We start from the raw sequence: 26,776 nt of genomic DNA, 5'->3' as shown, positions 1-26,776 counted from the left end.
GCGGTCAGCCAGCTCGAAGCACTCGGCTACACCGTCACCCTCACACCGCTGGCCGACACCGCCAGACAACCAGCCTGCGGTTGACCAGTGGTCACCAACTCGGGGTCACCCTAATTTTCGTATCAGTTTGCTGGCGAACGCTCGCCGAATGCTTGGTTTGGGTATGGCGTTTGGGTACAACCGCCAAAATGGCACCTACCAGAGGGCGAAGATGACCTCTGACCTGCGTCGGGCTGACAGGATTTGAACCTGCGACCACTTGACCCCCAGCTATGAAAGTGGGGTGCACACATGTGCTCTGGTGTCCGCTGGTGTAGCACTCCCCTGCAGTTCAGAGGCAATTTTGGATGCCTGCGGACGTCGGCGAACATTGACGGATAATCGGCCCGTATTTGGCTGGTTGGCGTACCGGTTGGCGTACGTACCGGTATGGGGTATGGCGTCCTTAGTAATGCCTGACCACGCATGTTGGCACCAGCGAGTTGGTCGAGGGTCCGTAGGGCGGGCTGGATAATCACCTTCTGCGCATTCTTCGGCCGCCCGCGTACTGATCAGCCACCCGAAGCAGCGGGATGTGGCTGTGATCGATCTTGTGCAGAGCGGCATTGCGTTCCTCCTGCTCTGCCTGAATCTCAGCGATGTGCGATTGCAGCTCGCGCCGCTGGGCTTCGCGCACGGTAGTGCGACGTTTCCCCAAATGCGCGAACTTCTGCCGCGTCTGTTCGATCGTCAGGATGCGCCAGATGTATCCGCACTCGCAGTCCCAGCGCTCCGGATTCTCCTTCGTCGGCGTGGGATGTGGGCGATCCCCTAGGGCTGTGATGTGCCTTCTATGGGTTGTGATGTGTTTTCGCGCGGCTGTGGGGTTGGCGCGTACCGCTGCTGCCTCGAGTCGGCGCGCCGCCGCAGGAAGCGCCATAGCTCGTCGGCGCCCCACACGATGAATGGGTACGGCAGAAGAATCAACAGGTCAGCAGCCGGCAACGCGGCGGTGCCCAGCAGGGCTTGCAGTGGTGGGGTGTAGACGAATACGGCCGCCAGTACGATTTCGGCGACGATGCCTGCCAGGAGGAAACGGTTACTGAAGACACCCACCGACCACAGCGACGCCCGCTGGGTGCGCACCGCGAACGCGGTGCCGATTTGCCCGGCGATCATGCCCAGGAATGTCATTGTGGTCGCCTGCTGATAGGCATGGTGAAGCGGCGCTCCGGCGCCTACTGGGGCGCCGGGATGCCAGCCAGCCTTCAGTAGCAGGTAGAAGAATCCGGCCATTTGCAGGGCGGCAACGATCGCGCCGAGGAAAAGCCACGCCCGCACGAGCATCGGGCCACGGATGACGCCTTCGTTGCGCGGGCGTGGCGGGCGGGCCATGATGCCCGGTTCGGCGGGTTCGCGGCTTAGCGACAGCGCCGGCAAGGTTTCGCTCCCCACATCGAAGGCCAGCAATTGCAAGATCGTCAACGGCAACGGGATCAGCCCGCCGCCGAGCGCAAATACCAGGAACGGCACGGTTTCTGGCGTGGCGTGGGCGAAGATGTAGATGATGAATTTGCGAACGTTGTCGTAGATGCGCCGACCGGCGTGAACCGCGGTGACGATGGTGGAAAAATTGTCGTCGGTAAGGACCATGGTGGCGGCTTCGCGGGCGACATCGGTGCCTGACTTGCCCATCGCGATGCCGATGTCGGCGCGGCGCAGGGCGGGAGCGTCGTTGACGCCGTCCCCGGTCATTGCGACCACATGCCCCTCGCTGCGCAGTGCTTCGGCGATGTGCAGTTTGGCTTCCGGGGAGGCGCGGGCGAAGATCACCTCGGGCTGCTCGCGCATGAGCGCAGCGAGCTGTTTCTCGCTGAGCTGATCGAACTGTGCGCCGGTGACGACGGTCGGGTGCGCGCCGGTGATGCCGACACGTTCGGCGATGGCGGCGGCGGTCAGCGGGTGATCGCCGGTGATCACGATGATGCGGATACCGGCGGTGTGGGATTTGGCGACCGCGTCGGCGACGTCCGGGCGTGGCGGGTCGAGCATGGCGATCAAACCGGTGAAGCACAGGTCCTGTTCGGCGTCGACTCGACGGTGTGGCGGGCGCTTGTCCGTGGGTAGCTGCCGTTCGGCGAAGGCGAGCACACGCAACCCCTCTGCGGCAAAGGAATTCACGGCTGCCTCGATGCGCTGGCGTTGCGGTTGGTCGAGTGGCACCGGGTGGCCGTCGGTGTCCAGAATGTGGGTGCAGCGCGCCAACACTGCCTCGGGTGCGCCTTTGGTGTGGACAGCGGGCGGCCCGTCGGCGGCCTGGTCGATGGTCGACATCATTTTCAGTTCCGGGTCGAAGTGGAACTGCCAGCGTCGGTGCGCTTCTCGCTGTCCGGTATTCGTGTCGGCGCCCAGCGTGCGCGCCGCGGTCAACAACGCGATCTCGGTGGGGTCGCCGGCTGGGCCCGCGCTGTCATCGAGGCGGGCGTTATTGCAGCTGGCGGCGATGCAGGCCAGCGACCCAAGCGGCGGAGACGACGGCGACCGCGAGGGGTCCCCCTCAGTGCCGGGGTTGTCGGAGTCGAGGTCGATCCGACCCGCGGTCGTCCACGCCGCCGTGGGAGTCATCCGGTTCTGGGTGAGCGTGCCGGTCTTGTCCGTGCAGATAACGTCGGTCGAGCCCAAGGTCTCGACCGCGGACAGTCGTTTGACCAGCGCGCCGCGACCCGCCAACTCCCGCACCGCGACCGCCAGCGCCAAAGTGATGACCGGAAGCAAACCCTCGGGCACCATGCCCGCCAACAAGCCGGCGGCGAACACCATCGAGTTGATCAGCGTCAGGTGGGCCGCGAGCATAGCGAGCGGGATGAACGACAGCGCCAGCATCACCGAGACCGCGGCGATCAGCCAGGCCACCCGCCGAACCTGCCGTTCCAGCGGGCTGGGATCTGGTTTCACCCCTTCGGACAGCGCCGCGATGCGACCGATCTCCGTGGCCATCCCGGTGGCGAACGCGACCCCGCGGGCTTCTCCACCCGTGCAACCCGTTCCACTGAATACCAGCTCGTGCGCACGCAACAAAGGCACATTCACGTCCAGCATCGCCGCCGACCGCAGCGTCGGCACCGATTCGCCCGTCAACGCCGACATGTCGACTTCGATCGCCCCGGCCAGCAGCCGGATATCAGCGGCGATGCGGTCGCCCTCCTCAATGACAACAATGTCACCCGGCACCAACTGCGTCGCGTCGATTTCCACCACGGCGCCGTCGCGCTCGACCTTGGCCCCTTGCGGCAAGTACTTGGCCAGTGCTTCGACCGCCTTCCCCGCCTGCACTTCCTGCACGAACGAGAAACCGGCATTCAACACGATGATCAACACCACCGCCGCCGCGACCACATGCGAGCCGACGATTATCAGCAGCCCGGCCGCCAGCCAAAGCAACAACGCCAACGGGTGGGTCAACTGACGCGCCAACTGCTTCGGCCACTGCCGCCCGCCCCGCCGCTGCAACGTGTTGGGACCGTACTGCAGCAGGCGCCGTTGCGCCTCGGTGCTCGACAGCCCCGCCCGGCCCGTGCGCAGATCACGCAACAGTCGGTCCGCTGCCTCCTCCGGATCAAGTACGGTCGGCGAATCGCCTTCCCCACCCGCGCCACTCACATGACTCCTATGGGTCCTGATATGGCTCATTCGCGTCGGCAACGCGGCAGGTTGTCCTCCGACGGTCGGCGATTGCTGATCAGGCACCGATCGGCCTCCCAGCCTGAACTGATGTGAACGGTGCTCATGCCTACCCGAGCACGACTTCGCCGACCATATTCAGCGCCATCGCACGATAGGGAGAGCTAGCAAACCAGCGAAGTGAACAACGGATGAACGGTGGTAGAGAGGCGGTGGCCCAAGGGGTAATGGAAACACTCATGCCGCGGGCCTGCCGTGGCGTTGGCCGCCAGCGCGGACCCAGCCCTCGCGGCTCGCGCAGCCCTCGCATACAAAGACGCCTTATGCGCCTTCACCATCGCCACGATGCCCGGAGACAACGGCACACTGCGCCGTGAGCGCTCCGTCTTCGGCGTAGACGTCACCAACCCCTTCCCCACCCGGGGGCAGCGGTCGGCCCGTAGAAGGACTGCGGCTTGCGTTGGCCGGTGTCGGGGTCGACGAAGGTGATCCCCGCCTCCCAGGTGCCATTCGCGCGCTGGTAGACGTTGCCCTCGCCGTTGGCACGCTTCCCCATGAGCCGCAGAGTACGCCGCTGGTTGGCGTACGGCGTGCTATTGAAACAGAAAAGGCGGCTCCGAATCTCTCCGAAACCACCTCTGAACTGCAACTTCTCTGGTCGGGCTGACAGGATTTGAACCTGCGACCACTTGACCCCCAGTCAAGTGCGCTACCAAACTGCGCCACAGCCCGGTGCCGGCGGCCTCACCGGCAGCAGGTCGAAAGCCTACCGCAGACGGCGAAGCTCGCCCCAACCCCAGGCGGGCAGCGACACCTCAGGCCGTTATTGGCTCGCTGAGCTTGACCAGCATCTTGCCGATGTTGGCCCCGGTGAACAGTCCGTTGAGTGCGTCGACGCACGACTCGATGCCCTCAAAGATGGTCTGGCGGTGCTTGATTCGGCCCTCGTGCTCCCACTCGCGGAGCGCCGCGAAGGCTTCGTCGAAGCGGCCCCACTGATCGAGTGCATTGAATCCCTGCATGGTCGCCGTTTTGGACAGCAGGTTCACGTAGTTGGCGGGCCCGGGGTGCTCGCCGGTCAAGTAGCTCGAGATCACACCGCAGAGCACCACCCGCGCGTTCATCGCCCGTCGGCCCAGCACCGCGTCGAGAATCGGCCCACCGACGTTGTCGTAGTAGACGTTGACCCGCTTGGGGCAGTGCTCTTTGAGCGCCGCCTGCAGGTCGTCGTTTTTGTAGTCGATGCACGCGTCGAACCCGAAGTCCTCGACCACCGCCCGGCACTTCTCCGGCCCGCCGGCAATGCCCACCACGCGGGCGCCGGCGATCTTGGCGATCTGCCCGGCCACCGACCCCGTCGCGCCCGCGGCGGCCGAAACCACCACCGTGTCCCCGGCCTGAGGCCGACCGACGTCGGTCATCCCGATGTAGGCGGTTGCGCCCGTCGGGCCGTACACCGACATGATGGCCAGCTGATCGCTCTCACCGGGAATCGGTGTGCTGAACACGTCGTCGCGTACGATGACGTACTCCTGAAAGCCGGTCAGGGTGGTGATGACGTCGCCAACGGCGTACGCGTCACAGCGCGACGACACGACCTCGCCGATCCCGGCCGCCCGGATGACCTCGCCCAGCTGTACCGGCGGGAGGTAGCCCGGCTGGTCGTTGAGCCAGGTCCGGACCGCGGCGTCAAGGCCCACATAGGTGGTGCGGAGCAATGCCTCCCCTTCGGCGGGCTCGGGTGCGGGCGCGGCGACCAGCTCGGTGTCACCGGGCTGGACCAGGCCGACGGGACGGTGACGCAGGACGATCTGGCGGTTCGTCAACTCGGGCACGATGCCGAAACTACCGAAGCGAGATCCGCGTGTGGGAGCATCTGTGGATGAAGCCGGAAGATGACCCGGAAGCCCGAATCCGGGAGCTTGAGCGCCCATTGGCTGAGACGGCACGTGCGTCCGAGATGGGAAATAACCAGACGCCCGGCGCTTACCCGTATCAGCCCGGCACACCGGCTCTGCCGCCACCGCCACCGTCGAGTTACGGCGGCACCTTCCGCCCGACAATCCCGACATTGCCCTCGCGCGCGCGGCTGTTGTGGGTTCTGTTGCCCTTCTTCGTGATTGGCCTGGTGTCCTTTATCTCGTACAACACCCAACGACATTCACAGGGCGGAATGGTGATCCTCTCGCCGACCCCCAATACCCCCAGCGTCTCCGCGAGTAGTGCAGCCCCGGCGCCGTCCCCCAGCGCGGCGCAGACGCCTTCCCCTGCACCTTCGATGTCGCCGAGTGCAGCGCCCACAGCGCCGGCCGGTGCCAATCTGACCATCTCCGGCATCAAAGAGAACCGGACGGTCGCCTGCAACCAGAGCGCCATCAACATCAGCGGCATCTCCAACAAGATCGTGATCACCGGCCACTGCACAAGCCTCAATGTGTCGGGCGTCCAGAACATAATCACGGTGGACGCCGTCGACACCATCGAAGCCTCCGGCTTCAACAACCAGATCACCTATCACACCGGTTCGCCGAGCATCGACAAGTCCGGCGACGGGAACGTCGTCCAACAGGGCTGAGCTGCTACACGGTCAACAGCCGGTAGAGCCCGATGAGACCGACGACGACGATCGCCGCGCGCAGCGTATTCGGCGACAGTCGACGACCGTAGCGCGCGCCTAGCCACCCACCAACCAGTGAGCTGACGGCGATGAGGCCCGCCACCGGCCAACTGATCCGGTGGAATGCTACGAATGTATAGGCAAGCGCCGCAACAACGTTCACGAGCAAAGTCAGCAAATTCTTCGCCGCGTTCATCCGCTGCATCGATTCGGGCAGCAGTGCGCCCATCACGCCGACCAGCAGAATGCCTTGCGCCGCCGTGAAATAGCCACCGTAGACGCCGATCGCAAAGGTGCTCGAGACCAATACGGCCATCCGGCCTGCTGATATGTCTTCGGCAGAGCGGCCTGCTTTTTCAGCCCGGTCCTGCGCCCACCTTTGGATCCGCGGACCGATCACCACCATGATCAGGGCCACGCTCAGCAGCACCGGCACTATCGCGGTAAACGTTTTCTCCGGCAAATGCAGCAGCAGCCAGGCACCCGCGACGGCGCCGAAAACCGACGCGGGAATCTGCCAGCGCAGCCGGTCCCACTGACCGTGCAGCTCACGCCGGTAGCCCCAGGTGCTCGAGACGTTTCCCGCAACCAGGCCCACAGCGTTGGACATGGTCGACGTCACTGGCGGATAACCCATCGCGACAAGTGTCGGGAACGTGACCAAGGTGCCTGACCCGACGACGGCGTTGATCGAGCCCGCGCCCAAGCCGGCGAGCAGGATCAACAGCGCGTGTGAAAAGGCCACTGAAAAGAGGCTATCCGGCGCGATTTCGGCAGAAATATGAGTTTTCCCACTGCACGCGGCGCCGAACTCAGCGGGACTTGGGTTTCCGCTTCTCGCGCACCCGCACGTTGATCCGGACCGGGCTGCCCTCGAAGCCAAAGGTCTCGCGCAGCCGTCGCTCCAGGAACCGTCGATAGCCCGCCTCCAGGAAGCCGGTGGTGAACAGCACGAACGTCGGCGGACGGGCGGTGGCCTGAGTGGCGAACAGAATCCGCGGCTGCCGGCCGCCGCGCACTGGCGGCGGTGTAGCGGCCACCACTTCCTTGATCCAGGTGTTGAGCCGACCGGTGCCGATCCGGGTATCCCACGACGCCAGTGCGATCTCCAAGGCCGGCACCAGCTTCTGCACGGCCCGCCCCGTCTGCGCCGAAATGTTGACCCGCTGGGCCCAGCGGACCTGCACGAGTTCGCGGTCGATCTCGTCGTCCAGCTGGTAACGACGCTCCTCGTCGACCAGGTCCCACTTGTTGAACGCCAACACCAGCGCGCGCCCGGCCTCGATCACCATCGACAGCACCCGCTGGTCTTGTTCGGTCAGCGGTTGCGAACCGTCGATCAGCACGATCACGACTTCGGCGGCGTCAATCGCGCCGTGTGTGCGCACCGAGGCGTAATACTCGTGCCCGCTGGCCTGGCCGACCTTGCGGCGCAGTCCAGCGGTGTCGACGAAACGCCAGACCTTGCCGTCCATCTCGATCAGCGAATCCACCGGGTCGACCGTGGTGCCCGCGACTTCGTGCACCACCGAGCGCTGATCGCCGGCCAACCGGTTCAGCAGTGAGCTCTTTCCGACATTCGGCTTGCCCACCAGCGCCACCCGCCGCGGACCACCCTCGGTCGACGTCGACTCCGCCACCTCCGGCAGAGCACCAACGACCGCGTCGAGCAGATCGCCCACGCCGCGACCGTGCATTGCGCTGATCGCGTAGGGCTCACCGAGCCCCAGCGACCACAGTGCAGCCGCATCAGATTCGTTTTTCTCGCTGTCAACTTTGTTGGCGGCCAGGAAGACTGGCTTGCCAGAACGACGCAGGATACGTGCGGCCGCCTCGTCACCGGCGGTCGCACCGACCACCGCGTCGACTACCAGGATCACCGCGTCGGCGGTGCGCATCGCCACCGCCGCCTGCTCGGCCACCAGCTGCTGCAAACCTTTGGCGTCGGGTTCCCATCCCCCGGTGTCCTGCACAGTGAACCGGCGTCCGGTCCACAGGGCGTCGTAGGAGACCCGGTCGCGGGTCACGCCGGGCACATCCTGCACCACCGCCTCGCGCCGGCCGAGGATCCGGTTGACCAGCGTCGACTTGCCGACATTCGGCCGGCCCACCACCGCCACCACCGGCGGCGGCCCCGCGGCATCGTCTTCCAGAGGCTCAGCTAATTCAGCTGATTCCCAATCGCTTTCGTCGACCCAGGTGCCGTCTTGGCTCACCTAACCGCCTCGCTTCGTTGCTTGACCAGCTGCAGCAGGTGAGCGATCACCTCGGATTCGGTCATCGCGCTGGTGTCGACAATCAGCGCATCCGAAGCAGCGCGCAGCGGCGATACTGCTCGCGTCGAGTCCAGATGATCGCGGCGGCGCACATCGACCAACACACCGTCGTAGTCGTCGGGCAACCCGGCGGCGACATTCTGATCATTGCGGCGCCGCGCCCGAGTTTCCGGCGACGCGGTCAGGAAGAACTTGACGTCGGCGTCGGGCAGGACGACGGTCCCGATATCGCGGCCCTCCACCACCACGCTGCCCTGGCCGTCAGCCAGCGTGCGTTGCAGTCCGACAAGCCGGGTACGTACGGTGGGAACCGACGACACCGCTGACACCGCCTGAGTGACCTCGTCACCGCGGATCTCCGACGAAACATCCTCTCCGTCAAGGTAAGAGCGATCTTCGTCGGGGTCGAAGCCCACTGACAACTTGACGGTCGACGAGGCGGCCCCGACGGCCGCCTGATCGGCCGGGTCGATCCCGGCCCGCAGCACCGCGAGCGTGACGATGCGGTACATCGCGCCGGTGTCCAGGTAGCGGGCCTGCAGGGCGTGCGCTAATCCCCTTGATACCGAGGACTTTCCGGTGCCCGCCGGGCCGTCGACGGCGACGACGACTCCGCGCAGTGCCGGATGGTTCGCTTCACTCCCGTCACTCGCTCCGCTCGTTCCGCTCACAGGCCAACCGCTTTGTAGAGGTCCCCGATCTCGTTGCCGCGCAGGGCGCGGATGCTGCCTGGACGCTGGTCCCCCAGCGACACCGTGCCGATGTCGGTACGGACCAATGCCTGCACCGGGAATCCGGCGGCCGAGAACAGCCGGCGCACAATGCGTTTGCGTCCCTCGTGAAGGGTGACCCGGACCAGCGTCTTACCGGGAATGGCGTCCACCACTGCGAAATCGTCGACCACAGCGGGCCCGTCGTCCAACGCGATTCCGGCCCGCAGCTTTTTGCCAAGCCCGCGTGGTACCGAGCCGGCCACCGTCGCCAGATACGTCTTGGGCACCTCGTAGGAGGGATGCATGAGGCGATGCGCCAGCTCGCCGTCATTGGTCAACAGGATCAGCCCCTCGGTGTCGGCGTCCAGCCGTCCGACATGAAAGAGCTTCTGGTTGCCGCGCACTCGATGCTCCACCAGGTCGCCGATGCACGGCCGACCACGGTCGTCCGCCATAGTCGATTGCATGCCGCGCGGCTTGTTGAGCGCCAGATACACCAGCGAGTCGTCCAGGATCACCCGTGCGCCGTCGACGCGGATCACCGACACGTCGGGATCGACCCTGGTGCCCAGCTCGGTCACCAGCTGCCCGTCCACCGAGACACGGCCATCGATGATCATCTTCTCGGCGAGCCGCCGGGACGCAATCCCGGCCTGCGACAAGACTTTCTGCAGGCGAATTCCACGGGGCTCGCCGGTTTCCGTCATCAGTCCTGGTCCACGTCTAACGACAGTGGCTGGTCGCCAGACACCGGGCCGCCGGAGAGTTTGACGAAACGTGGCTCAGCGTGCAAGGATTCGCTCAGATCGTCGATCATGTCGACATCGGGAAGCAGCGGCGCGATGTCAGGCAAGTCGGCCAGCGACGACAGCCCAAGCCGTTCCAAGAACAGCTCGGTGCTTGCGAATGTCACCGCGCCGGTGTCGGGGTCAGTGCCGGCTTCGGTGATCAGCCCACGTGCCAGCAGCGTTCGCATGACGGCGTCGACGTTCACTCCGCGGACCGCGCTGACCCGCGCCCGCGTCACCGGCTGGCGGTAGGCCACCACGGCCAACGTCTCCAGCGCCGCTCGAGTCAGCTTCGATCGTGACCCGTCCAGCAGCAGCCGTTCGACATAAGGCGCGAACCGCGCGCGGGTGTACATCCGCCATCCGCCGCCGGCCTCCCGCAGGTCGATACCGCTGTCGCGTTCCGTGAGTGCATCCGCCATCAGTCGCAGCTTGGCGGCGACTCGATAAGCCGGCTGCTCGGTGGCCGCGGCCAGCGCCTCGACCGTCACCGGAGTGTCGACGACCAGCAGCAGCGCCTCGAGAACCGCGCCCAGTTCGGCGTCGTCGAGCTCCGGCGGTGTCGCGACGTCGATACCCAGTCCGGCGTCGTCGAGCGCCTCAGCCGTCGCTGCGTCGATGCCCAGGTCGGGATCGGGCGCGTCAGTCATAGCGCCGCTCCTCCTCATCGCGTCGCTCTGGATCGTCGCCGGCTGAGATCATGCGCCGCTCCTCAGCATCGCTTCGCTCTGCATCGTCGCCGGCTGAGATCATGCGCCGCTCCTCAGCATCGCTTCGCTCTGCATCGTCGCCGGTGCGGGTCATAAATGGTCTCGCACTTCTTGAGCTTGCAGCGATTCCGCCCTCAACAACGCTTCTGTGGTCGGCCGTTCTCCGGTCCACGAAATCTGGAGCACACCAAGCGGTTCTGCCTGATCGAATGCTACCGCCCGTGACCGATAGAGTTCGAGCAGCGCCAGGAACCGGCCGACGATCTGGATCGGCACCTGACAGTCGGCGACCAACTCCGAGAACGACGCCCATTGACCGATGCCGCGCGTTTCCAGCAACGACAGTAGCTGTTCGGCCTGTTCAGGCACCGACACCATCAGCTCGTGCAAGTGTTCGGTGGCGACCGTCGGTACTGGCCGCGGGGTGAATGCAATCGCGGCGATCTGGGCGAATCGCTGGGCGTCGACGCCCAGCATCACCTCCGGCAGCAGGTCCTCGTACCGGTCCTCCAGCGACACCGCGCGCGGATAGCTGCGCAGCGCAGCGGCTTCCAGCTCGGCGAACATCTGCGCGACGTGCTTGAACGCCCGATACTGCAGCAGCCGGGCGAACAGCAAGTCGCGGACCTCCAGCAGCGCCAGGTCCTCATCGTCGTCCACCTGCCCCGACGGCAGCAGCCGGGCTGCCTTGAGATCGAGCAGGGTCGCGGCGACGACCAGGAACGCGGTGGTCTCCTCGAGCTCCAGCTCGGGACCGACCGCGCGGGTGTAGGCGATGAATTCATCGGTGACCTGATGCAACGCCACCTCGGTGACGTCGAGCCGGTGGGCGAAGATCAGCTGCAGCAGGAGGTCGAACGGTCCCTCAAAGTTGGTCAGCCTGACCTGGAAGCCATTCTGGGACGATGCCTCGCAGGTCACTCCGCCGTTCACGCGCCGAACCGGTCGATCACCTCGCGGGCCAACGAGCGGTACGCTGCCGCGCCGCCTGATCTCGGTGCCCACGTGGTGATCGGTTCACCGGCGACGCTGGTTTCCGGGAAGCGGACAGTACGGGTGATGACGGTGTCGAACACCAAGTCGCCGAAGCGCTCCAGAACACGGGCCATGACCTCGCGGGAGTTTACGGTTCTCGGGTCGTAGCGGGTGATCAAGATGCCGCTGATCTCCAGCTTCGAGTTGAGCCGGTCTCGCACCTTTTCGACGGTATCGGTGAGCAGCGCCAGACCGCGCAGCGAGAAGTACTCGCATTCGGTCGGGATGATGACCCCGTCGGAGGCGGCCAGACCGTTGACAGTGAGCAGACCGAGCGACGGCTGGCAGTCAATCAGCACGTAGTCGTAGCGGTCCAGTACCGGATGCAGTGCACGGGCCAGCGTCTGCTCGCGGCCCACCTCATTGACCAGCTGGATCTCCGCGGCCGACAAATCGATGTTGCTGGGCACCAGATCCATGTGCTTGACGCGGGTGTTGATCAGCACCTCGTCGACTGACACCCGCGGCTCAATCAGCAAGTTGTGGATGGTGTGGTCCAGCTCGAAGTGCGGCACACCCAGGCCGGCGGACAGGGCTCCCTGCGGATCCAGGTCGACTAACAGCACGCGGCGGCCGTATTCGGCGAGTGCGGCGCCCAGATTGATCGTCGACGTGGTTTTGCCGACACCGCCTTTCTGGTTGCACATCGCGACGACTTTGGCCGGCCCGTGCGACGTGCGCGGCTTGGGTTCGGGGATCGCCCGCGGTGGCCGCCCGGTCAGGCCGACTCCGGTGTCGCTGTCGGCGTCGTCAGTCACGAGCGCCGCGGCTCGGCGCAGACCGACCCGGCATGCGCGGCGTTCGGAAAATGACGGACATCGCAAGAGAGTCTAACGGGTATACGCGCCCGCGCCGGGAGACCCGCAACAACGTAACCAGCCAATTTGGGGCGGCTCGAGCCCGGGTCGTCGCCGGGCTAGTGTGGCGGCTATGAGTGTGAAGCAGCGCATTCCCCTGTTGCGGTGGTCGGTATGACGGATGGCGACTGGGCCCGCAATATCACCACGACGGGCCAGTTCGGCGACGGGCGCGAAGCCGCCGCAGTCGAATACGTGCTGAAGCACGCTCGGGCGGGCGACGTCGACGACGTGTTGGCAACCATCGACCGGTTCGCCTACGAGGAGTCGATGCTGATCAACGTCGGCGACGAAAAAGGCGCGCTGCTCGACGCCGCGGTCCGGCGCGCCGACCCGAAACTGGCGCTCGAGCTGGGCACCTACTGCGGCTACGGTGCGCTGCGCATCGCCCGCGCCGCGCGCGCCGCCAAGGTGTACTCCGTCGAGCTTGCCGAACCCAACGCCGCCAATGCCCGCCAGATCTGGGCGCATGCCGGCGTCGCCGACCGGGTCACGTGTGTGGTCGGCACCATTGCCGACGGCGGCCACACGCTGGATGCGCTGGCCGGCGAGCATGGCTTTACCGCTGGCGCCCTTGACTTCCTGTTTCTCGACCACGACAAGGACGCCTATCTGGTGGACCTGCAGAGCATCCTCGACCGGGGCTGGCTGCATACCGGTTCGATCGTGGTCGCCGACAACGTCAAGGTGCCCGGCGCGCCGAAATACCGCGAATACATGCGTCAGCAGCAGGGCAAGCTGTTCAACACCACCGAGCACAAGACGCACGTGGAGTATCAGAGCCTGATCTCCGACCTGGTGCTGGAATCGGAGTATCTGGGCGCCTAATCGCCGCGGCCGAGGCGCTCAGTGCGCACGCGGATGGGCCTCGGCCCAGACTTCGCGCAGCGTGTGCACGGTGACCATCGTGTAGATCTGCGTCGTCGTCACCGAGGCGTGTCCCAGCAACTCTTGAACCACACGGACATCGGCCCCGCCGTCCAACAGGTGAGTCGCAAACGAATGCCGCAGCGTATGCGGGGACACCCCGGAAGTGATCCCGGCCCGCTCGGCGGCATCCTGCAGCACCTGCCACGCGCTTTGCCGCGACAACCGGCCGCCGCGCGCATTGAGAAAGATCGCCGGCGTCCCGCGGCCGCGACGCGCCAACTCCGAACGTCCACGCACCATGTAGGCGTCGAGTGCCTGCACCGCAGGCCGTCCTATCGGCACCAGCCGCTGTTTGCCGCCTTTGCCGCGCAGCAGCACCGAGCGGGCATGCGTGTCGACGTCGTCGACATCGAGTCCGACCGCTTCGGAAATCCGGGCCCCGGTGGAGTACAGCAGTTCGAGCAGCGCGCGGTTTCGCAACGTCAACGGGCCGTCGGACGGGCTGTCGCCTCCGGCCCCGGCCAACAGCGCCAGCACCTGGTCGAGGCTCAGGCTCTTGGGCAACCGCCGCCCCGGTGTCGGTGGCTTGACGGCCTGCGCCACGTCGAATTCGGCCAGGCCTTCCGCTGCGGCGAACCGGTGCAAGCCGCGCACCGCGATCAACGTCCGCGCCGCCGACACCGCAGACAGCGGCGACACCCCGGAACCCGGATCGCCGCGCCGCAGGGCCACCAGGAATTCGCTGACATCGTCCTCGCTGACCTTGGCCAAGTCGTCGATGTCCCGCGATGTGAGGTGCTCGAAGTAGCGGCGGAGGTCGCGGCGATAGGAGCTCAAGGTGTTGGCCGCCACGCCCCGCTCGATCGTCAGATGATCGAGGTAGCCCTGCAACTGGGTCTCCAGGGCCAACTGCCCGCCTCCTCCTCGGGCCGTCCCGGCCCGCATCGTCACCGGGCGCGGCGCCGGCAGCGTGGTCACCGGGTCGCCTGTCGCGCAGCGAAGGCCGTCGACTTGTCCACCCACGGCGTGTCCGCCGGCCGCGGCTGCGTGAAGCCTTTCGCCACGGTATATGCCGCTAAAATCCCTCCGACCGCAAGGGCGTTGACGATCTCGCCGCTGAACACCCGGCGGACCGCCTCGTCGATCGAATACCACTGCAAGGTCATGTCGGCTTCTTCGTCATGCGCCTCGGGTCGGTCTACCTGCGTCAAGCCGGTTGCCAGATAGACCCGCACCGATTCGTCGCTGAATCCGGGTGTGGAATCCAGATCGACCAGCACCCGCCAAGTCTGTGCCTGCAGGCCGGCCTCCTCGCGGAGTTCTCGGGCGGCGGTCAGGTGCGGGGCTTCGCCATTGACGTCGAGCAGTCCGGCAGGTAACTCCCACAGCCGTCGACCGAAGGGATGGCGATACTGGTGGACCATCGGAATGCGGCCTTCGTCGTCCATCGCGACGATAGCGACCGCGCCGAAGTGCTCGACGATCTCCCGGGTCACGATCTTCCCGCCGGGCATCCGGACATTGTCCTTGCGCAGGGCGAAAATCTTTCCGGTATGCAAAGTTTCGGACGATATCGTCTCGAAGATGTGCTCAGCCACGGGCAACGGGTTCGGGCTCGGACAGCGACGCGTCGACCCCGTCGTGTTGTTCACTTCCGTTCGACGGCTGCTCGGGAATCTCTACCGGCAGTCGCTCAGCTGCCTTGTAGTCGATGGCCGCCCCGACGAAACCGACAAACAACGGGTGCGGACGGGTCGGCCGGCTCTTCAACTCTGGATGCGCCTGGGTGCCGACGACGTACGGATGCATCTCCGGCGGGTATTCGACGAACTCCACCAGGTGGCCGTCGGGAGACGTCCCGGAGAATCTCAGGCCGCTTTCCGCGATCCGGTCCCGATAAGCGTTGTTGACCTCGTAGCGATGCCGATGACGCTCGGACACCTGCGTTGATTGATATGCCTGGGCCACAATGGAACCCGGCTCAAGCACCGCCGGATAGGATCCCAGCCGCATGGTGCCGCCGAGATCCGCCTCGCCGGCGACGATCTCCTCCTGATCGGCCATGGTGGAGATGACCGGGTCGGGTGTGGCCGGATCGAATTCCGCCGAGTTGGCCCCCTCCAAGCCGACCGAGCGGGCCGCCTCGATGACGATGCACTGTAGGCCAAGACACAACCCCAACACGGGCAGACCCCTGGACCGCGCGTACCGGATGGCCCCGATCTTCCCCTCGATACCGCGGATGCCGAACCCGCCGGGGATCAGCACGCCGTGGACGTCGTCGAGCAACGCAGACGCACCGCTTGTCGTCTCGCAGTCGTCAGAACCGACCCAGCGGATCTCCACCTTTGCCCGGTGCTTGAATCCGGCCGCCCGCAGCGCTTCGACGACCGACAGATACGCATCCGAGAGGTCGATGTACTTGCCCACCAATGCGATTCGTACCGTCTCCTGGGGATCGTGCACCCGGCGCAGCAAATCGTCCCACTCTGTCCAGTCGACGTCGCGGAACGGCAGGTTGAGTCGGCGCACCACATAGGCGTCAAGCTCTTCGCGGTGCAGCACCTTCGGAATGTCATAGATCGACGGCGCGTCAGGGGTGGAGATGACGCCGTCGATGTCAACGTCACACATCAGCGCGATCTTCTCCTTCAGCGACTCGGGAACATCCCGGTCGCAACGCAGGATCAACGCATCCGGAGTGATACCGATGCTGCGCAGCGCCGCCACCGAGTGCTGGGTCGGCTTGGTTTTCAATTCGCCCGACGGCGCCAGATACGGGATCAGCGACACGTGCAGGAAGAAGACGTTCTCCCGGCCCAGATCATGACGAACCTGCCGTGCCGCCTCGAGAAAGGGCTGCGACTCGATATCGCCCACGGTTCCACCGATTTCGGTGATGACGACATCCGGGCGGTTCCCGTCGGCGTCCGGCTTGGCCATCGCCAGGATGCGACTCTTGATCTCGTCGGTGATGTGCGGGATCACCTGGACGGTGTCACCGAGGTACTCGCCGCGGCGCTCTTTGGCGATTACCGTCGAATACACCTGTCCGGTCGTGACATTCGCCGAGCCGGATAGGTCGCGGTCCAGGAAGCGCTCGTAGTGACCGACATCGAGGTCGGTCTCGGCGCCGTCCTCGGTGACGAAGACCTCGCCGTGCTGAAACGGGTTCATGGTGCCGGGGTCGACGTTGAGGTAGGGGTCGAGTTTCTGCATCGTCACCTGCAGCCCGCGCGCCGTCAGCAACTGCCCCAGGCTGCTGGCGGTCAGTCCCTTGCCTAGGGACGAAACGACGCCACCGCTGACGAAGAGGTGCTTGGTGACGGTCTGCGGATGCTTGCGCAAAATGGCGACCTCCGTGAAGACGGCGCAGGGCTAGGCTTTTTAAGCTGGTATCCAGCTCTCATTGGGCCTGCCGACCCACGGAAACCCACCCTAACATCCGCGCCGCTGTGCCGTTGTTGACACGCCCAGCGGGGCGGCTATTGCGCGACGGTGAGGCCGGTGGCGGCGTGACCGGTGCCGTACTGACCGGTGCGGCCACCGTTGACCAAGTCGGCCATGCCCAGGACCGCGGTGATACGTCCGGACTCGGTGTTCACGTCGTCGACGGTGCTGATCGCCGAGGTCACCGCGGCATCGGCGCGGGCCACCGCGACGGCCGCCGTTCCGCCGGATGAGCCGTCGCGCCCGGCAAGCAGCACACCCGAGCCGTGCGGCGCGAGCGCAGCGGCGAATCGGGCCACGCTGACACCCTGATTGCCGGCGTCGTCGCCGAGCCCACCGCCGGTGATGACCGCAGCGGCGTTCGCCGCGCCGATGTGCTGGTTGCCATAGCCGACAAAACCGGTGTCACGCAGCGCGGCCAGCACGGTATCGCGCTGCGTGTCGTCGACGGCTGCGACGGCGGGATCCCGGTTGATTAGCAGCGCGATACCCAGCAGGTCGCCTGCCTGCGAGCCTTGATCGACCAGTTTGGTGCTCAGCTGGGCGCCGGCCGGCAGGATCGACGAGTTGACCACCGAACGCAGCTTCTCCGCCGAGTTCGCGTCGACGAACTCCTGGGTCAACGACACCGTGCCGGTAACGGCTCCACCGGATTGGCCGATGATCTTCGACACCGCGTCGACGTCGTCATTCTTTGCGTCGGGGGCGCGGAAGATGACCACCGACTTGCCGTTCAGCGCGTCATGCACTATCCGGCCTGCCATTTGCGCGTCGAAAGCATCTGCGGAATTGAGCTTTTGGTTCAGCGCGTTCTTCTGGTTGTTGAGTGCGTTGATCTGGCCGTGCAGATTTCGCGATTCGTCACGCAACCCGGACGCCAGGGTGTTCGACAGGAAGCCCGAGCCCAGCACGACTCCGACCGCCAGCGCTAGGAACACAGCGGCCAGCGAAATCGCGTGCTGGCGTAGTGATATCACATCCGTGCCTGTCCTAGTGGACCCAGTGCTGCACCCAGAGCGTGAAATGGTTCCAGTACTCGACGGCCCAGTGCAGCACCATGGTGTCGGTGCGGGACACCCACAGTGCAACGATGACCGTGATCAGCATCGTCAAAATCAGCAATGCGATCGCGCCGCCGGAGATTCGATTGTGGTACAAGGTGGCAACGGCCTTGGCATCCACTACCTTCTCCCCCACCCGCAGCCTGGTGAGGAAGGTCGAGGGGTTGCTGTGCTGACGCGCCCGGTCGAAAAACGTCTCGATGTTGGCGCTGTGGCCGGCGGTTACCAACAGCGCGGCGCCGTGGTGGTCGGCCAGGAGCAGCGCCAGGTCCGTCGCCGAACCGGCAGCGGGGAACGTCATTGCGCCGACGCCGAGGTCCTGGATGCGCTCCAAGCCTGGCGCGTGGCCGTCGGCGTCGGCGGGCAAAACCACTTGAGCGCCGCTCTTGAGGACTTCGGTGCTGAGTTCACTGGGATCACCGACGATCAATTGCGGGCGATACCCCGCTTTGCGTAAGACCTCGGCGCCGGTGCCGACTCCGATCAGGACCGGCTGGTACTCCTTGATGAAGGGTTTGAGCCGCTTGAGGTCATCGGCGGCGTGGTCCTCGTCGGCGACCACCACGACATGACGGCGGCGCAATTCGACGTCGACGTCGGGGATGCCGATCCCGTCGATCAACAGCGGGCTCTCGCTTCGGATGAACTCGATGGCGTTGCCCGCGAAGGCCTCCAGGTGGGCGACCAATCCGGTCTTGGCCTCTTGCATCAGGTCGGCGATCTCTTGGTCGGTGCGCTCGGTGCCACGGATCAACCGGCGATCGCCCGAGTACACCCCGCCGTTGTAGAGCCGGACTTTCGCGCCGTCCCTGATCTTCTTGAAGACCTCGGGCCCTGTCTCGTCGATGAGGGTGACGCCGTTGGCCACCAACACCTCCGGACCCAGGTTGGGATACCGGCCCGATACCGAAGTGGATGCGTTGACGACGGCGGCGATCTCGGCGTCGACGAGCGCATCGGCGGTGATCCGGTCCAAGTCCAACACATCGAGGACCACGATGTCGCCCGGGCACACCCGTCGCAGCAGTCGGTCGATGTCGCGGTCGACCCGGGCGGTGCCGATGACACCGGGGCGCGAGGTGTTACGGGATAGAAGTCCTGAGATTGTGGTCGTCACGCTCATGGGGGCGATTCTGTCGGTGAACCCGAGGCCGGACCGGGAGGCGCGCCGTAACAACAGCCTCAGAAGTTATATCGTGTCACACCTGTCACACGTTTGGATGTCGTCAGGAGGTCGCAATTCGGTCACAGTCGGCGGCCTCGAGCAGTTCCCGCGCATGCGCGCGCGCCGTGTCGGACTCACCGAGCCCGGCCAGCATCCTGGCCAACTCGGCGACCCGGTCGTCGCCATCGAGGCGTCGCACTCCGCTGGCGCCGTCGCGTCCTGCGCTGTCGACCATAAGGTGCACGTCGGCGTAGGCCGCGACCTGCGGCAGATGCGTCACCACGATGACTTGGCGGTTGCGGGCCAGCCGGGCCAGTCGCCGCCCGATCTGCACCGCTGCCCGGCCGCCCACGCCGGCGTCGACCTCGTCGAAGACCATCGTGGTACCGGCCATCGACGCCGCCAGCACCACTTCCAGGGCCAGCATCACCCGCGACAGCTCGCCGCCGGATGCGCTCTTCGACAGCGGCAGCACCGCCATGCCGCGATGCGCGGCGAAGCCGAACTCGACCTGGTCGACACCGTCCCCACCGGCATGGGCGCTCGCGCCCGAGGCAAGGGTCAGCGCGGCGGGATCGTCGAGAGTGGCAGGCATGGTCGACACGGTGATGGTGAATTCGGCGTCGGCCATCGCGAGGCCGGACAGCTCGCCAGTGACCTCCTTGGCCAGCCGCTTCGCGGCCTGGCTGCGTGCCTTGCTCAGTTCGGTTGCAGCGGAAGCTAATTCGGTCGCGAGGTCGTCGACCCGACGTTGCAGGCCGGCCAGTGCCTCTTCGGAGACATCCAAATGGGCCAGCCGATCTCGCGATTCGCGGGCCCACTGCAGCACACCGTCGATGTCGGAGGCGTATTTGCGGGTGAGCGCGCGCAGTTCGGCTTGCCGCGCAAGCTTGCTGTCCAAAGTGCTGGCGTCGGCGGGTAGTTCGTTCAGGTAGGCGCCGAGTTCACGCGCGGCATCGCCGACCACCGTGAGCGCCTCGCCGAGCTGATCCGCCAACCCTCGCAGCGTGGCGTCGTCGGTCGATTCCAGCGCCGTCTTCGCTTGTGCCAAACCGTCGGCCGCCGAGACGGGTTGGCCCATCATCTCGGCGGCCTCATCCTCCGCGCCGGACAACGCGGCACGCGCGCTGGCCGCGGCCTCGCGCAGTGCGTCCAATTCGGAGAGCCGACGGATGTCGGCGATCAGCGCGTCATCCTCACCGGGTGCGGGGTCGACGGTGTCGATCTCGTGCAGCGCGAATTTCAGCCGGTCGGCCTCCTGGGCCAATTCGCGGGCCCGGTTGCTTCGGTCGACGAGGTCACGCCGCGCCGACTGCCACGCGTCGCGCAGTTTGCGATAGCGCTCCAGCCGGGCACCAACAGCCGCGAACTGGTCGAGCGCACCGCGTTGTTCGTCAGGCCGCATCAGCCGCAACTGGTCGTTTTGTCCGTGCAAAGTGAGCAGCTCGGTGGTGAAACCGCTCAGCGATTTGGCGGGCACGCTGCGCCCGCCGAGATAGGCCCGCGAAGGACCGTCGCGGCTAACCGAGCGCGACGCGATGATGCTGCCGTCCTCATCGCGCTCGGCTCCCGAAGCGTCCAGCATCTCGTCGATCTGGGCAGCGGCTTTCTGGTCGAGATCGGCGGTGGTGAAGCGCCCTTCGACGACGGCCCGCTCAGCGCCGGAGCGCACCCGGTTGGCGTCGGCGCGGGCCCCACCCAGCAGGTGCAGCCCGGTGACCACCATCGTCTTACCGGTGCCGGTCTCCCCGGTCAGTACCGTCAGACCCCGGTCGAACGCGGCCGTGGCGACGCTGATGGCGCCCAGCGCCTCGATGCGAATCTCACTCAGCACCGTTACCGTCCACGCCAGCCGGTGACCGGCAAGCGGAACTTACGCACCAGACGGTCGGTGAACGGCGCGCTATCCAGCCGGGCCCATTTCACCGATACCTCGCAACGCCGTACCTCCAACCGGCCACCGGCCGGTACCAGCATCTCCCGTCGGCCGTCGCAGAACACCACAGCGTCGTGCTCGTCGGCCTCGATCTCAATGGCGATGACGGCGTCCGGGCTGGTCACCATCGGCCGGGCGAACAGGGCGTGAGCGTTGTTGGGCACCAACAGAAGTGCCTCCAGATCCGGCCACAGCACCGGCCCGCCTGCGGAGAATGCGTAGGCCGTGGAACCGGTGGGTGTCGACACCAACACCCCGTCGCAGCCGAATGTCGACACCGGCCGGCCATCGACTTCGAGGACCACCCCGAGCACACCCAGCCGCGGCCCTTTTTCCAGGCTGGCGTCATTCAGCGCCCATCCGCGACTGATGACCTCGCCTCTCACCCGCACCGTGATGTCGAGCGTCAACCGGTCTTCGATGCGGTAGCTGCGGGCCACGACATGCTCGAGCACGGTGTCGATGGCGTCAGCCTCGGCCTCGGCCAAAAAGCCGATCCGGCCCAGGTTGACACCCAGCACCGGAATGTCGGCATTGCGAGCGAGCTCCGCGGCCCGCAAAACGGTGCCGTCGCCGCCGAGTCCCAGCACCAGCTCGCATCCGTCGGCAGCGTTCGGGTCGGCGTCGGCGAGCTGGATGTCGACACCCAACGCGCGCATGTCGTCGGGGGTCAGATGTAACGAACCTCGGTCGACCGCCTCGGCCGTCAACACTCGAAGGCCAATACCGTTGTCGTCCAGCACTTTCTCCACCCGACGGGCGGTCTCGGTGGCCTCCTCGCGTCCGGTGTGGACCACCAGCAAGACGGTGCGCTCACGCATCATTGCGGACCCGCTTTAACAGCCGCGCGGACCGCGGATTCCAATTCATCAGCGGAAAAACCCCGATCTGTCTCGGCGCGCAGCCAGAGGAAGTATTCGACGTTGCCCAACGGGCCCGGTAGCGGGCTGGCGGTGACCCCGAGGGTGTGCCATCCCAGCTCCTTGGCGCAACGCGCGACGGCAAGCACCGAGGTTGCCCGGAGCTCAGGATCGTGCACCACCCCGCCGGCGCCGACCTGACCTTTGCCCACCTCGAACTGCGGCTTCACCATGGGAACGATATCCGCGTTGTGCGATGCGCATCCAGTCAGCGCGGGCAACACCGTGGTCAGCGAGATGAACGACAAGTCAGCGACCACGGCCTCAACCGGGTCACCGATCACAGCCGGTGTCAGCTGCCGCGCATTGGTCCGCTCGATGACGACCACCCGAGGATCCGACCGCAGCGACCAGGCCAGCTGGCCGTAGCCCACATCAACGGCGACCACTTCGCGTGCGCCGCGATCCAGCAAGACTTCGGTGAATCCACCCGTCGACGCGCCGGCATCCAGACAGCGCCGACCCTCAACGCTGATACCAAAGGTATCGAGCGCACCGATCAGCTTGTGGGCCCCCCGCGACACCCAGCGTCGCTCGGTGTCGCCGGCGACGCTCAGCGCCGCGGTGGCCGCGACAGCAGTGCCCGGTTTGACCGCCGGAATGCCGTCAATGCTGACCTTGCCGGCGCCGATCAACTCCGCGGCCTGCTGGCGAGATCGAGCCAGCCCCCGCCGGACCAGCTCGGCGTCAACACGAGTACGCCGCGTCACGGTGCACTCAGCCCTTCTCCGCCGACTCCAGCGCCTGCACCAGCATGTCGTGTGCTTCGGACAGACGGCGCGCTAGCTCTTCGAGATCGGCTTCCGCGGGCGCGTTCTCGACGTCGGCAGGATCGGGTAGCTCGGCGAGCACGGCGTCGATCCGAGCGCGGATTTCATCAGGATCGTTAGTAATGGCGCCGCTCCTCCTCATCGCTTCGTCCCCCTCGCCGCTGCGCGGCTGGGTGGTGCCCCCACTGCATCGTCGCCGGCGCGAGTCATGACGTTCTTCACGCTATCGGATTCACACCAGGGACCACCGCTGCAGGGCATCGTGTGCGGTGTCGTCGCCGGCCTCGACGGTGACGGCTCGTGGGTCGCACTTGCTCACCCAGATGGCGTTGGCGACGGCGCGAACGATCGACAGGCCGTCGCTCGCCTCGCCGTCGCGTCCCGTGCTGACTGTCACCGACATGTCCCCGGTCTCCACGTGCCATGCCGATTGCGGCGCCACCGCAAGCAGATCCGCTTCCCGGTGCAGCGAACGCAGGTCGTAGCCGATGTAGGTCGCGCGTTGTTCACTCACGGCGTGCACCGCGTCGCGCGCGGAGCTGACGCCGGTGAGAACCATCAGGCTGGGCAGGTCGGCCGCGTTGGCCCCGGCGATATCGGTGTCCAACCGGTCACCGACGACCAGCGGCGCGCGAAAGTCACCGCGTGCCAACGCATCTGTCATCAAGGTCGGTGCAGGCTTGCCGGCGACCTGGGGCTCGGCGTCGGTCGCCGTTTTCAGTGCGGCCACCATGGAGCCGTTGCCGGGCAGCATACCGCGTTCAGTGGGCAGGGTGGCATCGACGTTAGCCGCCACCCACAGCGCTCCGGCCCGGATGGCCAACGCCGCTTCGGCGAGGTTGATCCAGCCGGTTTCGGTGGAGTGACCCTGGACCACAGCGTGCGGTTTGTCGTGTGCCAGGCGTACCGGCCGCAGTCCGACGGCGGTGATTTCGTCGGCAAGCGAATCGGTGCCAACGACCAGCACCCGCGACTCGGGCGGCAGTTGAGCGGCCAGCAAGTGGGCGGCGCTTTGCGCGCTGGTGACGACATCGTCGGCCGTCGCCGTGAGACCGATGTCGCACAGGTGCCCGGCGACTTCGTCGGCGCTTCGCGAGGCATTGTTCGTCACGAAGAGCTTGCGACCCGGGACCTCGTCCAACGACTCCGCCGCGCCCTCCGTCAACGCATGGCCGCGGAACACCGTTCCGTCCAGATCGAGAAGTAAGCAATCATACTGCTGCGCAAGCGTTCCCACGTCAGCCGAGCTCGCTCACTCGGTCTTCGGCATCGGTGACCCCGTCGATGTCGGCGGCCGCGGCGCGCAGGAACCACTGCAACGCCTCCTCGCCACGGTGAAGCGCCAGCAGTGTCTCCGCGTACGCGTAGAACAGCCTTGCCGCAGTCGTCCCGGTGCGCGCCGGGTCCAGCTGCGGTGTGGACAGGACCTTCAGGGCTTGTTCGAGCTGACCGAGGTCGGCGCGGGCGCCGGCGGCGACAATGCGCAACTCGTCGGCTTCGTCGCCGCTGAGCTGGGCCGCCTCAGTCCCGCGCGCCAGCTCAAGCGCCCTCTCGGGCCGGCCGAGGCCGCGCTCGCAGTCGATAATCAGCGGAAGCAACGGGGACTTGCTGCCCATCCGGCGCGCCGCGCGCAGTTCGGCAAGCGCCTGCGCCCAGTCACCACACTGATAGGCCGCGATCCCGACCGCTTCCCGGACGGCGGCGATACGCCCAGAGCGGGCGCGGGCGGCCCGCGCGTGGCTCAACGCGGCTTCCGGATCGTCGTCGATCAGCTCGCCTGCGGCGACCAGGTGGCGGGCAATCGCGTCGGCGGTGGCCCGGTCCAAAGTGCTGAGCTCGCGCCGGATCTCGGGCGCCAGTTGCTTTGCTTCGATATCAGCCGGGATCTGCGGGGCGGCGCTGCCATCGTCGTTGGATGGATGCTGGGGCTGCGCTCGGCGCGCGCGTCCCGGGCCCGATGTCGGTGCTTGGGACCGCGGCGCTCGCCCCGGCCGCGGTTCGCCGGTGCCGCCGCGCCTTTCCTCGACCACTCGTACCCTTCATCCCGAATCACCTTGACGTCCTTGTATCAAAGGATACGGGCTGGGTAATGGCCGGCCCGGGGGCCTTGTCGTTAAAGGGCTTCCGCGGCGGCGCGTCCGGCGGCGCGTCCGGAGAAGATGCAGCCGCCGAGGAAGGTGCCTTCCAGGGCGTTGTAGCCATGGACACCGCCACCGCCGAATCCGGCGGCTTCGCCGACCGCATAGAGGCCGGGGATGGGCTGGCCGTCGTTTCCGAAGGCGCGCGACGACAGGTCGGTCTGGGTGGTGGGTGTGCCTGCAGGCCGCCGCGTACTCGGCCTCGGGGCGCGGTAGCCCGGCGTTGAGTGACGGTGTTCGCAGTGCCTCGTGGTCGCGGCTGACGATATCTCGGCCGTGAAGATCTAATCGAGCGTCTTCCAGAAGTCGGTGAGGGCCGCGGCGCCGCGAGCCGGGTCCTGCACCATCCACCAATGTCCCAGTCCTTCAAGTACTTCGGTGCGGGCGCCGGATCGTTCGGCCGCCCGCCGCCGGATCTCGTCGGAGCCGGTGTAGGGATCCTCGGTGGCCAGCAGTGAAAGGCCAGGCCGAGCCGTGGCATTCTCGAGCGCGCGGCCAGCCTCGGCCATCGCCGGTTGGCGCGCGGAGCGATATAGCAGCAGGATTGCCCGACCCATCTCCGGACCCTGGGCTGCGGCGATCGAGGTCGCGATGTCGGTGGGTATGCCGAGGGCGGCCAACTCGGCGGCCCGGTCCTGAATCGTGCCGCCCAACATGGTGTCCACTAGCTGCTCGCCGTCGCCGGCGCTTTGCCACACCTGGGCTAAGTCGTGCCAGACGTAGTCGGGGTCGAATAAGCCGAGGACGTCGCTGGCCCAGCTGCGCACGAGCTCGGGGCGATGCATCACCACGTTCACGACGTGGCCGCCGCCCCAGTCGTGCCCCGACCAGGTCGACCGGGGCGGCGATGCCCTCCAGCTCGCTCTCGAGCCAGTCACGGTAGGCAAGGTAGGTCGCCGGGAAGCCGTCGGGCAGCGGGGCGCCGAATCCCGGCGGCGACAGCCGCACCACATCGTCGCGCCCGAGGGCCTCGACGAGCGGGCCCCAGATTGCGTCAGTCTCCGGATTGCCGTGCACCAGAACCACAGTCATGGACGATATCCTCGCACGGTGCCACCGCAAGGGCAGGACCGTTGGCGCGCGGTGGCTGATCGCTGCGCCGCGAACGATGAACTCGCGCGTCTGATTTTTGGCGATTACTCCGACAGCGTGTCTGGTAACGGCGTACGGCCCTCAGCTCGGCCAGCCACTTCGGCTTGCTGAGGTTGCGAATCACGTTGCCGGCGACGCCGGTTGACGGTTGCAACCCGGTAAATGAACGACGGGTGGAATAGGCGGGCAGGCGGGTCGACGAGGCCGGTGACCTTGAAGAACTGGCCGCCGACCACGGCGTCGGACTCACAGGCGGTCAGCACCCAGTCTACAAACCGGTTAGTGAGACGCATCGACGCGGTTCGTCGCCCTTCCACCTCTGGGAAAGTCAGGTCAGGACCCGCCGCCATCCCCCAAGCCACGCCAATCGATTTCGCCGCAGCGCGGAAGTAGCGTCGGGGCAGGTCGGCAACGCCGTGACGCAATGACGCCCGCAGTGCCCCAGCAGCGGGCCACAGGACTCTAAAACCAGCCGGAGTCGTTCACCGGGAACAGACCAAGGCCAACCAAAGAAGCGGGCTTAATCGCGTAGCGCTATTGAGGCTTGCGCAGAATTAGGCCGACAAATTCTGGGCCGCATTTATTTTTGAGTGCAAAAAAGGGCACCGTTTCGGGTGCCCTTTTTTGGGTGTGTGTTTCGGCGGTGTCCTACTTTTCCACCCGGGTTGGGTAGTATCATCGGCGCTGGCAGGCTTAGCTTCCGGGTTCGGGATGGGTC

At 66.2% G+C, this 26,776-nt stretch carries 25 protein-coding genes, 1 tRNA gene, 1 rRNA gene and 4 pseudogenes; 3 read left to right on the top strand and 28 right to left on the bottom strand.

Annotation, left to right across the window (positions count from 1 at the left end; all coding sequences use genetic code 11):
• Nucleotides 1-574 precede the first annotated feature (574 nt).
• A complete protein-coding gene (locus ACLQI9_RS21350; protein WP_442382589.1) occupies nt 575-814 on the top strand; it encodes a hypothetical protein in 240 nt (79 codons plus the stop codon).
• On the opposite strand, the gene ACLQI9_RS21345 is transcribed toward ACLQI9_RS21350, so the two are convergent.
• The 4 genes from ACLQI9_RS21345 to ACLQI9_RS21330 form a co-directional block, all read right to left on the bottom strand.
• On the bottom strand, nt 811-3,639 hold the full coding sequence (locus tag ACLQI9_RS21345) for a cation-translocating P-type ATPase (protein WP_442382588.1): 2,829 nt from the start codon (nt 3,637-3,639) through the stop codon (nt 811-813). The two genes, ACLQI9_RS21350 and ACLQI9_RS21345, sit on opposite strands and share 4 nt — an antisense overlap.
• Nucleotides 3,640-4,060: 421 nt before the next feature.
• Nucleotides 4,061-4,216: a hypothetical protein gene (locus ACLQI9_RS21340; RefSeq protein ID WP_442382587.1), complete on the bottom strand. Its 156-nt coding sequence runs from the start codon at nt 4,214-4,216 to the stop codon at nt 4,061-4,063.
• A 99-nt stretch (nt 4,217-4,315) separates the two neighbouring features.
• Nucleotides 4,316-4,392 (bottom strand) — tRNA-Pro (locus ACLQI9_RS21335).
• 83 nt (nt 4,393-4,475) lie between these two features.
• Nucleotides 4,476-5,495, bottom strand: coding sequence for an NADP-dependent oxidoreductase (locus ACLQI9_RS21330; protein WP_442382586.1), 1,020 nt, complete (start codon nt 5,493-5,495; stop codon nt 4,476-4,478).
• A gap of 47 nt (nt 5,496-5,542) precedes the next feature.
• On the opposite strand from ACLQI9_RS21330, the gene ACLQI9_RS21325 reads away from it, so the two are divergent.
• The gene (locus ACLQI9_RS21325) at nt 5,543-6,235 is read left to right on the top strand and encodes a DUF3060 domain-containing protein (protein ID WP_442382585.1); all 693 of its coding nucleotides are present in this window, start codon (nt 5,543-5,545) and stop codon (nt 6,233-6,235) included.
• Nucleotides 6,236-6,239: 4 nt separating this feature from the next.
• Here the strand turns inward: ACLQI9_RS21325 and ACLQI9_RS21320 are convergent, their stop codons facing one another.
• The 8 genes from ACLQI9_RS21320 to ACLQI9_RS21285 all read right to left on the bottom strand — a co-directional run bounded on the left by ACLQI9_RS21320 (nt 6,240) and on the right by ACLQI9_RS21285 (nt 12,557).
• The gene (locus ACLQI9_RS21320; protein WP_442382584.1) at nt 6,240-7,022 is read right to left on the bottom strand and encodes a sulfite exporter TauE/SafE family protein; all 783 of its coding nucleotides are present in this window, start codon (nt 7,020-7,022) and stop codon (nt 6,240-6,242) included.
• A gap of 67 nt (nt 7,023-7,089) precedes the next feature.
• Nucleotides 7,090-8,493 (bottom strand): ribosome biogenesis GTPase Der, encoded by a 1,404-nt coding sequence (gene der / locus ACLQI9_RS21315; protein WP_442382583.1) that lies wholly within the window; start codon nt 8,491-8,493, stop codon nt 7,090-7,092.
• Nucleotides 8,490-9,173: a (d)CMP kinase gene (gene cmk, locus ACLQI9_RS21310; RefSeq protein ID WP_442382598.1), complete on the bottom strand. Its 684-nt coding sequence runs from the start codon at nt 9,171-9,173 to the stop codon at nt 8,490-8,492. The genes der and cmk overlap by 4 nt, the downstream gene beginning before the upstream one ends.
• Before the next feature lie 47 nt (nt 9,174-9,220).
• On the bottom strand, nt 9,221-9,973 hold the full coding sequence (locus ACLQI9_RS21305; RefSeq protein ID WP_442382582.1) for a pseudouridine synthase: 753 nt from the start codon (nt 9,971-9,973) through the stop codon (nt 9,221-9,223).
• Entirely contained in the window at nt 9,973-10,704 is a 732-nt protein-coding gene (gene scpB / locus ACLQI9_RS21300) for an SMC-Scp complex subunit ScpB (protein WP_442382581.1), read from the bottom strand. The genes ACLQI9_RS21305 and scpB overlap by 1 nt, the downstream gene beginning before the upstream one ends.
• Nucleotides 10,697-10,858, bottom strand: a complete 162-nt coding sequence (locus tag ACLQI9_RS21295; RefSeq protein WP_442382580.1) for a hypothetical protein — start codon at nt 10,856-10,858, stop codon at nt 10,697-10,699. Before ACLQI9_RS21295 ends, scpB begins: the two co-directional genes overlap by 8 nt.
• Nucleotides 10,855-11,697 carry a segregation/condensation protein A gene (locus ACLQI9_RS21290; RefSeq protein ID WP_442382579.1) on the bottom strand — a complete coding sequence of 281 codons (843 nt, stop codon included), beginning with the start codon at nt 11,695-11,697 and terminating at the stop codon, nt 10,855-10,857. Before ACLQI9_RS21290 ends, ACLQI9_RS21295 begins: the two co-directional genes overlap by 4 nt.
• Nucleotides 11,694-12,557, bottom strand: coding sequence for a ParA family protein (locus ACLQI9_RS21285; RefSeq protein ID WP_442382578.1), 864 nt, complete (start codon nt 12,555-12,557; stop codon nt 11,694-11,696). Before ACLQI9_RS21285 ends, ACLQI9_RS21290 begins: the two co-directional genes overlap by 4 nt.
• A gap of 220 nt (nt 12,558-12,777) precedes the next feature.
• Here ACLQI9_RS21285 and ACLQI9_RS21280 point away from each other — a divergent pair.
• Nucleotides 12,778-13,484 (top strand): annotated as a pseudogene (locus tag ACLQI9_RS21280) (O-methyltransferase).
• An 18-nt stretch (nt 13,485-13,502) separates the two neighbouring features.
• Here the strand turns inward: ACLQI9_RS21280 and xerD are convergent.
• The 16 genes and pseudogenes from xerD to rrf form a co-directional block, all read right to left on the bottom strand.
• Nucleotides 13,503-14,471, bottom strand: a complete 969-nt coding sequence (gene xerD, locus ACLQI9_RS21275; protein WP_442382597.1) for a site-specific tyrosine recombinase XerD — start codon at nt 14,469-14,471, stop codon at nt 13,503-13,505.
• A gap of 29 nt (nt 14,472-14,500) precedes the next feature.
• Nucleotides 14,501-15,124, bottom strand: a complete 624-nt coding sequence (locus ACLQI9_RS21270; protein WP_442382577.1) for an NUDIX domain-containing protein — start codon at nt 15,122-15,124, stop codon at nt 14,501-14,503.
• Nucleotides 15,117-16,874 carry a CTP synthase gene (locus tag ACLQI9_RS21265; protein ID WP_442382576.1) on the bottom strand — a complete coding sequence of 586 codons (1,758 nt, stop codon included), beginning with the start codon at nt 16,872-16,874 and terminating at the stop codon, nt 15,117-15,119. The genes ACLQI9_RS21270 and ACLQI9_RS21265 overlap by 8 nt, the downstream gene beginning before the upstream one ends.
• 137 nt (nt 16,875-17,011) lie before the next feature.
• Entirely contained in the window at nt 17,012-17,953 is a 942-nt protein-coding gene (locus ACLQI9_RS21260) for a copper transporter (protein ID WP_442382575.1), read from the bottom strand.
• Between the two features lie 13 nt (nt 17,954-17,966).
• The gene (gene steA, locus ACLQI9_RS21255; protein WP_442382574.1) at nt 17,967-19,160 is read right to left on the bottom strand and encodes a putative cytokinetic ring protein SteA; all 1,194 of its coding nucleotides are present in this window, start codon (nt 19,158-19,160) and stop codon (nt 17,967-17,969) included.
• A gap of 103 nt (nt 19,161-19,263) precedes the next feature.
• Entirely contained in the window at nt 19,264-21,036 is a 1,773-nt protein-coding gene (gene recN / locus ACLQI9_RS21250) for a DNA repair protein RecN (RefSeq protein ID WP_442382573.1), read from the bottom strand.
• 2 nt (nt 21,037-21,038) lie between these two features.
• On the bottom strand, nt 21,039-21,962 hold the full coding sequence (locus ACLQI9_RS21245) for an NAD kinase (protein ID WP_442382572.1): 924 nt from the start codon (nt 21,960-21,962) through the stop codon (nt 21,039-21,041).
• Nucleotides 21,959-22,768: a TlyA family RNA methyltransferase gene (locus tag ACLQI9_RS21240; RefSeq protein WP_442382571.1), complete on the bottom strand. Its 810-nt coding sequence runs from the start codon at nt 22,766-22,768 to the stop codon at nt 21,959-21,961. Before ACLQI9_RS21240 ends, ACLQI9_RS21245 begins: the two co-directional genes overlap by 4 nt.
• Nucleotides 22,769-22,775: 7 nt before the next feature.
• Nucleotides 22,776-22,970 carry a hypothetical protein gene (locus tag ACLQI9_RS21235; RefSeq protein ID WP_442382570.1) on the bottom strand — a complete coding sequence of 65 codons (195 nt, stop codon included), beginning with the start codon at nt 22,968-22,970 and terminating at the stop codon, nt 22,776-22,778.
• Nucleotides 22,945-23,032, bottom strand: a pseudogene (locus ACLQI9_RS21230) (hypothetical protein); the annotation flags it as partial. The gene ACLQI9_RS21235 and the pseudogene ACLQI9_RS21230, both read right to left, overlap by 26 nt.
• A 28-nt stretch (nt 23,033-23,060) precedes the next feature.
• Nucleotides 23,061-24,065 (bottom strand): HAD-IIA family hydrolase, encoded by a 1,005-nt coding sequence (locus ACLQI9_RS21225; RefSeq protein WP_442382569.1) that lies wholly within the window; start codon nt 24,063-24,065, stop codon nt 23,061-23,063.
• A gap of 1 nt (nt 24,066) precedes the next feature.
• Nucleotides 24,067-24,858, bottom strand: a complete 792-nt coding sequence (locus ACLQI9_RS21220; RefSeq protein ID WP_442382568.1) for a tetratricopeptide repeat protein — start codon at nt 24,856-24,858, stop codon at nt 24,067-24,069.
• An 83-nt stretch (nt 24,859-24,941) separates the two neighbouring features.
• Nucleotides 24,942-25,130 (bottom strand): annotated as a pseudogene (locus tag ACLQI9_RS21215) (FAD-binding protein); the annotation flags it as partial.
• 120 nt (nt 25,131-25,250) lie between these two features.
• Nucleotides 25,251-25,998: pseudogene (locus tag ACLQI9_RS21210) on the bottom strand (alpha/beta fold hydrolase).
• A 104-nt stretch (nt 25,999-26,102) separates the two neighbouring features.
• Complete coding sequence (locus ACLQI9_RS21205) at nt 26,103-26,351, bottom strand: hypothetical protein (protein WP_442382567.1); 249 nt, start codon at nt 26,349-26,351, stop codon at nt 26,103-26,105.
• Nucleotides 26,352-26,693: 342 nt separating this feature from the next.
• Nucleotides 26,694-26,776, bottom strand: a 5S ribosomal RNA gene (gene rrf / locus ACLQI9_RS21200); the annotation flags it as partial.

It is taken from the genome of Mycobacterium sp., from assembly GCF_052143115.1.
Classification (GTDB): domain Bacteria; phylum Actinomycetota; class Actinomycetes; order Mycobacteriales; family Mycobacteriaceae; genus Mycobacterium.
Note: the sequence above shows the minus strand (reverse complement) of the source record. Positions and strands in the feature narration are given on the sequence as shown.